The sequence below is a fragment of the Pseudoalteromonas sp. T1lg23B genome (assembly GCF_002964665.1).
Lineage (GTDB): Bacteria > Pseudomonadota > Gammaproteobacteria > Enterobacterales > Alteromonadaceae > Pseudoalteromonas.
In genome coordinates, this window is the sequence record NZ_PQBZ01000034.1 from 217,293 (window position 1) to 229,326 (window position 12,034).

Consider the following 12,034-nt stretch of genomic DNA (forward strand, 5'->3'; position numbering starts at 1 on the left):
TAGTCATTCTTAATTAGTATTCAATAGGTGTTTTGCAAAAACATATTTATTGAACTAAATAAATTAATTGATTTTTTTCAATTATAAGATCGTAAATGTACAGTGGTACCATCAACGTCACGCGGTAGCTGCCAAAGTGATCGATGAGGTAACACAGTACTTATCGTTGATGGGCATGGAATGAATACAAACATAGTGGCGTCTTTAGTTTCATTGGCTAAAACGCGGGGCGATGATGTCGCATATCAATATTTCTTCGAAGATGAGCAACCGAGTAAAACCCTTACCTACGCACAGTTAGACCAAAATGCGAGAACAATCGCATCACAGCTTAAAACCCACTTTAAAAAGGGCGACCGAGCGTTACTACTCTACAACTCAGGTTTTGAGTTCGTAGAAGCGTTTTTTGCATGTTTATACGCTGGGGTTGTGGCAGTGCCAGCTTATCCGCCAAAGAAGAATCAAAATATCGACAGACTACGCAGCATCATTGTTGACGCGGGTGCTTCAGGTGCATTGACGACGGTTAGAATTCATGACATAGCCAGACCTCTTTTCGAGAGCGAACCAAGTCTGACGGATTTACCCATATTCACAACGGATGAGCATAGCAGCATCGTTGAGCCATTGTCATGGCATGATATTAATGTTGAAAGTAGTGATCTGGCCTTTTTACAGTACACATCTGGCTCTACGGGTAATCCAAAGGGAGTGATGGTTGATCACGCCAACATCATGGATAACGAAGAAATGATGAAGTTGGCATTTGGTCATGACGAAAGTACACCCATTGTTAGTTGGTTGCCGCACTTTCACGATATGGGCCTTATCTTTGGCATTATGCATCCTATCTACATTGGTGCGCCAGCTGCGTTAATGAATCCGACTTACTTTTTGCAAAAGCCCGTACGTTGGCTGAAATTGCTCAGTGAAACAAAAGCATTAACCTCCAGTGCGCCTAATTTTGCTTATGATTTGTGTGTTGACACCGTAAAAGACGATGAACTGGAAACATTAGACTTATCGAACTGGCGCTGTGCACTTAATGGTGCAGAACCCGTTAGAGCCAGTACTCTTGAGCGCTTCTATCAAAAATTTAAGCGGTGTGGTTTAACACGCCAGAGCATCTCACCTTGCTATGGTATGGCCGAAACCACCTTATTTGCCACCGGCGGAAAGCTGTCGCAGCTAACTAAGGTATTAAAGCTCAACGCCGAACAAATGCATCAGGGCAAAGCGGTACTCGTTGCCCAATACCAGCAGGAACAACCTTTTTATGATTTTGATGGGCAAGACGATGAGCAGTCGTATCATGCTATATCTTGTGGTGTGAGCTGGCAAAATCATACGATTGTTATTGTTAATCCTGAATCAAAGCAGCGCTGTGAAGAAGGGACCATTGGTGAAATATGGGTTAAAGGTGCAAGTGTTGCCAAAGGGTATTGGCAAAACGAGCAGGCGACAGAGGAAACCTTTAATGCCTATATTGCTGATGAACATGATGGCCCTTATTTACGCACCGGCGATCTTGGTTTTATGTATCAAGATGAGCTTTATGTAACTGGGCGGTGCAAGGATGTGTTGATTTTCAGAGGGAAAAATTATTACCCGCAGGATATAGAACTCACTGTTACAGAGTCACACCAAGCATTGGATAACAATGGTGGAGCTGCATTCTCAGTCACCACACCAAATGGTGATGAAGGATTAGTTGTTGTGCAGCAGGTTAAGCGCACAGCACTGCGTAAGCTCGATGTTGAACAGGTGTTTTCAACGGTTACGCAAGCGATTATAGAGCAGCATGGTGTTACTCCCTACGAACTTGTGCTGATCAAACCGGGAAGAGTTTTAAAAACGTCTAGCGGTAAAATTCAGCGCCAAGAAAATAAACGTCACTATTTGAACAATCGCTTTGAGCCTATCGCGCGAAGCCGCGACATCAAGCATAAAAACTCAGACTCATCGGTGTCACTACAAAATGAAAAAGGCCTTGATAAGGCAATGCGTGACAGAGTGCAAAAGTTGGTTAAAGAGGTAATTGCGTTTGAGGTCGACAAGGACGCTCATTCCCTTGATGTCGATGCAACTTTTCAGTCGTTGGGTATTGATTCAATGAAGGCTGTGCGTATTTCCGGTGAGTTAATGGAAATGCACAACATAGAGCTTGAAGCAACGGTTTTATATGAACACCCAAGCATTGCACAATTGACTCAATACCTATGCGAATTTGAGGCGGTGCAGCAGGCTTTTAAAAACACCCCGCACAGTGTCAAAGTCGATATTAAGGCACCTGAGCAGAATATTGCCACACATACGCCAAAGCAAGACGCGCTGATGTATGATGATAATGATATTGCTGTCATAGGTATGGCATGCCGTTATCCGCAAGCTGAAGATTTATCTGCATATTGGCAGTTGTTAGTGAATAAGGTTGACGCTATCAGTACGCCAAGCGCACAGCGCCTTTCCTTGTGCCAACAATTGCAAGAAAATCGCATGGGTGGTTATTTGGATGAAATAGACAGCTTTGATGCGGCGATGTTTGCGCTCTCACCAACTGAAGCAAAATTTATTGATCCTCAGCACAGAATATTACTTGAAGCCACTTATCACGCAATTGAAGCGGCAGGTTATCGACCCGAAGAGCTCGCAGGTGAAAGCGTCGGTGTGTATGTTGGCATTTCACAAAATGACTATTTCTTGTTGTCGCAACAAGCGCAATCGGAAAATCCTTATTTGGGTACTGGCACTGCACTGAGTATCGCCGCTAATCGTTTGTCTTATACCTATAATTTTACTGGCCCAAGTATAGCTATTGATACGGCGTGTTCTTCCTCTTTAGTCGCCTTACATCAAGCAATGCAAGCGATTCGCGCCAAAGAGATCCCATTGGCTTTGGTGTCCGGTGTTAATTTGATTTTAAGCAATGAAGTAACTGACGCCTGCCAGAGTGCACAGATGCTCTCGGCGGATGGCCATTGTAAAACTTTCTCACAAGCTGCGAATGGTTACGTCAGAAGTGAGGGTGTGGGCAGTATCTTGATAAAACCTTTAGCTCAGGCGCTTGCTGATAAAGACCCTATATACGGTGTACTTAAAGGCAGTGCAGTAAATCAGGATGGCCGCAGTAATGGACTAACGGCACCAAATAGTGGTGCACAGCAAAAAGTGATCAATGCGGCTTTGGCCAATGCAGCTGTATCGGGAGCTGACATCCAGTACGTTGAAACTCATGGTACAGGAACTGAACTTGGCGATCCCATTGAGGTATCTGCTTTAAACAAAACCTATGGTGCGCTCAGAACATCTCAACAGCCTTTAATACTGGGGTCTACCAAAGCCAACATAGGTCATTTGGAATCTGGTGCCGGTATTGCGGGGCTGATCAAAGCACTATTGTGTTTACAGCATAAGCAGATCCCAGGGCAAAGATACGTAGAGCAGTTAAATCCCCATATCGCGTGGGATAAAATGTCACTGACTGTTAAAAGTGACCTTACGGACTGGCCTGAACATCAAGGTAAAGCGGCGATGGCGGCGGTTAGTTCATTTGGATTTGGTGGTACAAACGCCCATGTGATTTGTTGTGAAGCGCCATTACAATGCACTGCCGCACTCGATATCACTCAGGCTAATAAACCTTATATTTTACCGTTGTCAGCTAAATCTGAAACGTCACTTTTGCAGTTAATCGATAGGTATGCGCAGCGGTTAAGCAATGCAAGTGATGAGCAGTTTGATGCTTTGGTGCATACCTTAGCGCATAGACCTTTCGTAAAAGGGTTTAGGGTAGGCGTTTACGCAACGTCGCGCTCGCAACTGCTTGCAAATCTTGAACAGGGTAATCATCAAGCGCATAAAGAGCCAAGTAACAAACCTGGACAGGTGTTCTTGTTTACAGGTCAGGGGGCACAGTATTACGCCATGGGCAAGGCGCTTTACGATACTCAACCTGTCTTTAAAGAAGCCATTGAGCAATGTGACGAACTACTTGCCGACAAACTTGGCGAACGCCTGCTGGATGTGTTGTATACAGACGATACGGCTGAGTTATTGCATCAAACCAAGTGGACGCAGGTGGCCATTTTCGCCATTGAGTATGCGCTTTGTAAGCTTTGGATCAGTTTAGGGATGATACCCGATAAGCTCATAGGTCATAGTGTTGGTGAGTATGCTAGTGCGTGCATAGCGGGGGTGTTTTCACTACCAGACGCAATTAAATTAATCACGGCTCGCGCGATGCTCATGGAGCAGCTCAAAGCGACAGGTAGCATGGTGTCGGCCCGTTGTGACGAGTCATTAGCACAAGAACTGATTAAACCTTACAGCGAAGAGGCTGCTATCTCAGCCTATCATGGGGAAAGTGGTGTAGTGTTTTCCGGCAGCGATGAGGCGATAAAGTATATTTGTGAGCAATTAGCACAGCGCGACATAAAATATAAAGCGTTGAATACGGCTAGAGCGTTTCACTCGCCATTGATGCAACCGATGCTTGCTGACTTTAAAGCCGTGGCTGAAACCATCGCGTATGGATTGCCACGTTACGAGTTTATATCAAGCGTAACGGGTCAACCTGAGCAACAGGCGTTGTGTCACCCCGATTACTGGGTTGAACAGATCACCAAACCAGTTTTGTTTGCTAACACCTTAACTCATTTGGCGTCGGTTGAGCATTTCTGCGTTATTGAGATGGGACCAAAACCCGTGCTCAGTGCCATCGTTCAGGAAAATCTACCTAGGGCAAACTGTGAATATATCAGCGTATTGCATTCTAAGGGAGATGGTTTTGAACGCTATGCTGCGGCGATCGCCCGAGCCTTTGAACTCGGCATTGACGTTAGCTGGTCCGAGATATATCCATCTAGCGATGTTATAAGACAGCCCCTGCCAAGCTACCCTTTCGCTAAATCAAGATTTTGGGTGGTGGGAGAGCCTGTTAATCAGAGCGCTTCTCAGATTGACACGCAACCGCAAGGTTCTGAGCAGTCTCGCCATGATGCTATTAGCAGGTTCGTGCTTAATACGTTGTCATCATTGTTATCTATCCCAGTGTCGGATATTGAGGTTCAGCAACCATTGCTAGAAATGGGTGTAGATTCGTTGATGATCATGCAGGCGGTTAGAACTTACGAAAAAGAGTTTTCATTAGAGTTTAGTGTACGGCAGTTTTATGAGGAACTCAGTACTGTTGAGCGCTTAGTGGATTATATTGAACGCCATAGTGATTATCAAACTGCGCCAGCACCATTACCTGCATCGACTGATACACCGACGCCAGCTCAAAATGAAGTTCGCGTATCCAACGGCAATACCATTGGCACTGTGAACGAACAGGTATTGACCGCAATTTGCAAAGAGCAATTGCAAGCAGCAGCGAGTGTGACCTCAGAACAAGCAAGGCTAAGCGTAGACGCAGTCAGCGCCAGACAACTACAAATGCTACAGGGTTTGGTTGTAACGCAAGCGCCAAGTGCGGCCGCGCAAAGCGTTAATCTAACCATCGCACAGTCGAAGGTGTCTAACATGGTCACCACTGAGCTTACACAAAAGGCGAGTGTGTTGCCAGGGTTTCAATCCAAACAACTCAGTGCACAACAAGGTAGTGAGCAAAGTAAACGCTATCAAGCTGAGCTTGCAAAAAACTATTGTGACAAAACGGTAAGTTCTAAACAGCTCGTCGCAGAGCATCGAGTACATTTGGCCGACTGCCGCGCTTCTGCAGGATTTAGGTTATCTAGCAAAGAAATGCTTTATCCTGTGTTCGCAAAACGCTGTGAGGGCGCACGTATTTGGGATATTGATGACAATGAATATATTGATATCACCATGGACTTTGGCGTTAATTTATTTGGTCATAAACCCGAATTTATTACTCAGGCGATGTTGACGCAGATTGATTCTGGTATGCAGTTGGGGCTTGCAAGTCCTTTGGCGTGTGATGTGGCTAAGTTGATCAGTGAACTTACCGAGTTGGAGCGTGTCACTTTTTGCAACTCTGGCACCGAAGCGGTAATGACCGCGGTTCGTTTAGCTCGTACACACAGCAAACGAGACAAAATTGTTCAGTTCAATGGCGCGTATCACGGTCATTACGATGGTACGCTTGCTCATCCAACGCCTACGGGTGATGACGTTGAGCCTATGTGTTCAGGGGTACGTCATGGTGCAATTGCAGATAATCTAGTACTGGATTACGGTAGCGAACAAGCACTGGAAATCATACGCGCTCAAGCAGATTCAATTGCAGCGGTGTTGGTAGAGCCGGTGCAGAGTCGTTACCCCCAGTTACAACCATGGGAATTTTTACATCAGTTAAGAGCATTGACCAAAGAACTTGGCATTGCCTTAATATTCGATGAAATGATCACAGGCTTTAGGGCACATCCAGGTGGTGTACAAGCCTTGCTGGGTATTCAGGCTGATATGGCAACCTATGGCAAGATTGTTGGTGGTGGTATGCCGATTGGCGTGGTTGCAGGTAGTGCTCAATATCTCGATTGCATTGATGGCGGCGCATGGCAATACGGCGATCAATCCTATCCGCAAGTGGATACTACTTTCTTCGCAGGTACATTCTGTAAACATCCTTTGGCGATGGCATGTGCGAAAGCCGTGCTGAGTGAAATTAAAAATCGAGGCGCACAGTGCCAAAAACAAATAAGTGAAAAAACCACGTATTTAAAAGACACCCTTAACGCGTTTTTTGAATCTCACAGCATTCCCATCAGTATTGAGTCATTTGCATCGTTATTTCGGTTCAGATTTAATCAGAACTTGGACGTGTTCTTCTATGAAATGCTTAATCGCGGAGTCTTTATTTGGGAAGGCCGTAATTGTTTCTTAAGCGATGCACACACTGATGCGGATGTTGAGGCGATAATTAAAGCGGTAAAAGACAGTGTACTTGCATTACAGAAAGCGGGCTATTTTGGTGCGGTTGTCGTTGATATAGCACCGCAAACTGACGAATTTGCGCTCACCCAAGCGCAGCAACAATTGCTCGCTTTAGCGCTTCGCAGTGATGAGGGAGCAAAAGCATATCATCTACAAGCAACTGTGAAACTACAAGGTACGCTTGATAAAAAGCGGCTTCAAAGGGCAATAGAGAAAGTATATTGCAATATTGCGGTGTTAAATTATGGCATAAATACAGACAAACTCTGCCATCAGAGCCGACAAGAAGCGATGGCACAACTTGAGGTTATTGAGCTTAGCCGCAACGACTCAATCCAAAGCCAATTACAAACCTTGCGTTACCAGCCATTTAACTTTGAACTTGGTGACTTATGCCGTTTTACATTGATTGTTGCTGATGAGCATACGCATTATCTAAGTATTGTGGCGCACCATGTGTTGTTTGATGGCATTGCGATGGCACAGTTACTGGACTATGTGGCGCAGTTTTATAGTCAGCCCGCTATGGGAACCACACCACAGTTTGTGCATTTTAGTGACTATGTGGACGCACTGGAAGACTACCTCGCGTCGCCGCGCTGTGCGGCCGATGAACAATATTGGCTTAACCAACTAGCCGATTGCGCAAGTGTGTCTTTACCAAAAAGTGCTACTAGCAAGCAAACTTCGAGCTACGAAGTAGATAGCTTAAAGTACACAATGGGTAGAGATGCCATAAATAACGTTACAACGTTGGCTAAACAACAGGGCTGTGGTCAATTTGCAACCTTACTTGCGGTATACATGCTGTGGTTGCATAAACTGACCCGAGAGTCGATTGTTACTGTGGCTATTCCTGTATCAGATAGGCAGCTGCTTGCCGAGCGTCATGACTCTGCGTTGTTAGACCAAGGATTGGTGGGTTATTGTACCAATATCTTGCCTATCACGGTTAATGTAGAAGCAGCTAGAGATGTTGCCTCGCTAGTGAAAATGGTGCAAACCCAACTGCTTGATGCCTTCGAGCACCAACACTATCCGTATTCGGCGTTAACTCATCAAAAGGTGAATTTGCCTGCGACTTTGTTTAACTTGGATAAGGTACAGAGTTTACCTGATTTTGCAGGATTAACAGCACAGGATGTAAGTAGTTCAGCGCAATATGGTCAATTTGAGTTAAGTTGTAACCTTGTCTGTATTGAGCAGCAATGGTCTTTGCAGGTTGAGTTCAATAAAGGCAAGTTTGAGCGTGGTATGGTTGAGCACCATGTGCAAAGCCTGATGTCATTATTCGGTGAATTACAAAGTAGTGACACATTGTCGAGCAGAGCGTGTTCATTGCTGGATAATCAGCAATACCATAGTGTGCTACTTGCACCTCTACAACAAGGCCAGTGCGAGCTGCCAATCAGTGCAAGTGTGGTAAGTGATTTTGCAGATGTGGTAAAGCGTTACCCTGAGCATATTGCGCTTCAAAGTGAACAACAAAGCTTGAGCTATCGTGAACTTGACGAGCGGGTAAATCAAATGGCGCGATACCTAGCTAAAAAAGGGGTATCTGAAGGACAGTTGATTGCCATCGCATTACCAAGACGCAATGAATTGCTTATCACCATAATGGCGATTATGAAGCTTGGCGCGGCATACTTGCCACTGGATTTAGCCTACCCAGAATCACGCATCAAAGACATTCTTGATGATGCTAACGTCACAATGCTGATATGTGATAGCCAAAGTGACGGTAGTGTTGTGGTGCAGCAAAGTGGCTACAGCGTTGTTGATATAGACAACGATGCACAGCGAATCGCGGCACAAAGTAACACTTCATGCTCGGTGGATTTAACCGCGGAACATCGCGCTTATGTTATTTACACTTCCGGTTCTACCGGCCGTCCTAAAGGCGTTGAAATTAGCCACGGTGGGCTTATTAATTTTCTCAGAGCAATGCAAGTTGAGCCCGGGATACATGTCGATGATAAGCTGCTTGCGGTTACGACCATAGCGTTTGACATTGCTATGCTGGAATTGCTTTTGCCGTTAACGGTTGGCGCAACAACCGTGATGGCAAACGAACAAGTTTGCAGTGACCCCAACGCTATCGTATCGCTTATCAACAGCGCCAATATCACTATCATACAAGCCACGCCAACTTTATGGCGATTATTACTGCGTACAGAACCCCGCTGTGCTAATGGGCTCAAGGTTTTATGTGGCGGCGAGCCGTTAGATCAAGCACTTGCAAGCGAAGTGCTGGTCCACGGTGGCGAGCTTTGGAACATGTATGGCCCCACAGAAACAACGATTTGGTCAGCAGTTAGCCACGTTACAGATGCACAGCACATCACCATAGGTGCTGGAATTGCCAATACTAGTTTATTGGTGATGGACGAATTAGCGCAAAACCACGCCTTGCCATTGCCAATTGGTGTCTGGGGGGAATTATGGATTGGTGGTGCAGGGGTCGCAAAGGGCTACCTAAATAGAGCCGCACTAACCGATGAACGGTTTGTCAATCATGAGTTTGTTTCACAGCTGCAACAGCGTGTCTATAAAACGGGTGATAGAGCAAGGCGTTTGGCTGACGGTCGTATTGAGCTACAAGGTCGATTAGACCAACAGGTTAAACTAAATGGTCATCGCATCGAGTTGGGTGAAATCGAATACCATATTTCGCAGTTGCTTGGCTGCTCTTACGTCAAGGTACTCATTGTCTCTCCAAGCACTGGCCAAAACGCACTATGTGCCTATTGTTTGGATGCAGAGCAATTGCAGTCCCGTTGGACACTCCCTTTGCTACGTCAACAGCTAGCACAGTATTTACCGAACTACATGCTACCTGAACACCTTTGTTGGTTAACGCATTGGCCAACCACTGCAAATGGTAAGTTGGATACTAAAGCATTACCTGATGTGCAACCTCAGCGGGTAGGCGATTGTGAGATGCAATTGCCACATACACCCAGCGAAGAGGTGCTACTGAAATGTTATTTAAACATTTTACAGCGTGAAAAGCTCAGTACCACACAAAGCTTTTTTGACGGCGGCGGTAATTCGGTACTGGCAATGCAACTGGTATCGAATATCAACACGGAATTTGGGGTACGTATCACGGTTGCAGATGTTTTTGATTACCCGAGCGTATTACAACTTGCTCAACGTATTGACGACTTGTTGAGTGCTCGCTCAGCAGCCAGTGCCGCCCCTAAAGTACAGCAGGTTAGCGATGTAGTTAGTGGCCGAGATATCAGTGACGCGTTAGCGGATCAATCCATGACGGAGATGGACTTGTAATAATGGATAATTCAGCAATTCAAAGTTTGTTGGCCGAACTCGACGGCCTAGGTATTTATGTGTATCTGCAAGATGGTAAGTTAAAGCTCAGAACCAAATTAGCGAGTGTGCCAAGTGAACAGTTAGCGCGAATTAAGGCGCAAAAGGACCAGCTAATCGCTTACATGCAGCAGCATAATAAAAAGCAGGGCCGGTTATCATCAGCGCAACAACGAATTTGGTTTATCTCGCAATATGAAGGCCAATCTAACGCCTATAACATGGCAGGGGTGGTGAAGCTTTCAAGGCCTGTTACGCTTCGTCAGGCTAATGATGCAATAGGTAGTTTGCTAATGCGTCATGAAGTGCTCAGATCTAACTTTAAATATGATGAGCAAGGGGCAATTCAATGCATTAACGAACGCCCAGAGTTTGCTTTGCAGGCGCAACCAGTGGCCCCAAATGTCAGTAAATCTGACATTGTTAAGCGTTTAGATAAAGAACTAAGCTATTGTTTTGACCTTGAACATGATTTGTTGCTACGTGCCACTTTGTTTGTGGATGAAAGCACTCAGCAGGGGCAGTGGCTTTATGTTGCGATGCATCATATTGTCGCCGACGGTTGGTCTGTTGGGCTGTTTGTGCAAGCCTTACTGGAGGAGCTCAATGGGCAAAGTAACGGCGCGACTTCACACGCTTTACAATACTTGGATTATGTACACTGGGAGCAGCAATACCAACGTACCGATGAGTATCAAAATCAGTTAGGGTATTGGCGCGAGCAGCTAACAGAACTTGAATTGTTCGAGCTGCCCACTAGTTACCCTCGCAATGCCAACAAAAGCTATCGTGGTCGTACACATCACTTTGTGATTGATGGCCCACGGTTAGCGTCCTTCAACAGCCAGTGTAAGTCTTTAGAAATCACACAATTTGCCGGCTTGTTGAGTGTTTTTTACGCGCTGTTGCACCGCTATAGTCAAAAGCTGGATATCATCTTGGGCGTGCCAGTGCTCAATCGCTCGATGGCAGAATTTGAATCGATGATCGGTTGCTTTATCAATACCTTACCTTTGCGAGTTCAGGTTGATGAAGCTATCAACTTTTGCACGTTGACTGCTCAGGTAAAAGAGACTGTAAAACAAGGTTTAGCGCATCAAAACGTGGCAATCGAAGATATTATTCGCTCCCTTGACTTGACCAAGTCCAGTGCCCATTCGGCGTTGTTCCAAGTATTGTTTAATTACAATGGGGTTGGACTTGATACATTGTCAAACGGTGATTTATCTGCACAAGTGTTCCCGGTTGATAACCATAGCGCTAAATTCGACCTAACGTTAAACATTACCCAAACTGATGCGGGTTTGGCCGCAACCATTGATTATTGTGACAGTTTATTCGATGCACAATTAATGAATGATCTCGGTGATGATTTTGTCGCACTCACAGAGGCGTTTTACACGCAACCTGACAGTCCAATAACACAACTTCAACTGCCAAGTATCCTTAGGGCAAATCAATTACTAGACAATCAGGCTAAAGCGAACAGTCACTCGGTTTTGGAATCAATCTTAACGCATGGTCAAACCCATCCAGAAAAGATTGCATTGCTTGAACAGGGCACTGAACCACGACAGCTCAGTTATGGTGAACTTGATAGGCAAAGTGCACTAGTTGCACACTCTATCTGTAAACATAAGCAGTTCTCGGGTTACGCACCTATTGCACTTTTGGTGCCGCGTACCATCAACAGTGTGGTGGCGATGATGGCGGTGTTACGTTCGGGTCATGCTTATTTACCGCTTGAACAAGGCACACCTGTTAGTCGAATCATCGAAGTGCTGCATCAAGCACAGTTTGCAATCTAATT

At 45.4% G+C, this 12,034-nt stretch carries 2 protein-coding genes; both read left to right on the top strand.

Annotation, left to right across the window (positions count from 1 at the left end; translation table 11 throughout):
* Positions 1-180 precede the first annotated feature (180 nt).
* Positions 181-10,185: a hybrid non-ribosomal peptide synthetase/type I polyketide synthase gene (locus C2M32_RS09605; RefSeq protein ID WP_105168225.1), complete on the top strand. Its 10,005-nt coding sequence runs from the start codon at positions 181-183 to the stop codon at positions 10,183-10,185.
* Positions 10,186-10,187: 2 nt separating this feature from the next.
* Positions 10,188-12,032 carry a condensation domain-containing protein gene (locus C2M32_RS21010; RefSeq protein ID WP_105168226.1) on the top strand — a complete coding sequence of 615 codons (1,845 nt, stop codon included), beginning with the start codon at positions 10,188-10,190 and terminating at the stop codon, positions 12,030-12,032.
* The last annotated feature ends 2 nt before the right edge of the window (positions 12,033-12,034 follow it).

Bases quoted from the DNA above. Each gene is read 5' to 3' on its own strand.
- C2M32_RS21010 (WP_105168226.1), top strand. From the start codon at position 10,188: ATGGATAATTCAGCAATTCAAAGTTTGTTGGCCGAACTCGACGGCCTA.
- C2M32_RS09605 (WP_105168225.1), top strand. From the start codon at position 181: ATGAATACAAACATAGTGGCGTCTTTAGTTTCATTGGCTAAAACGCGG.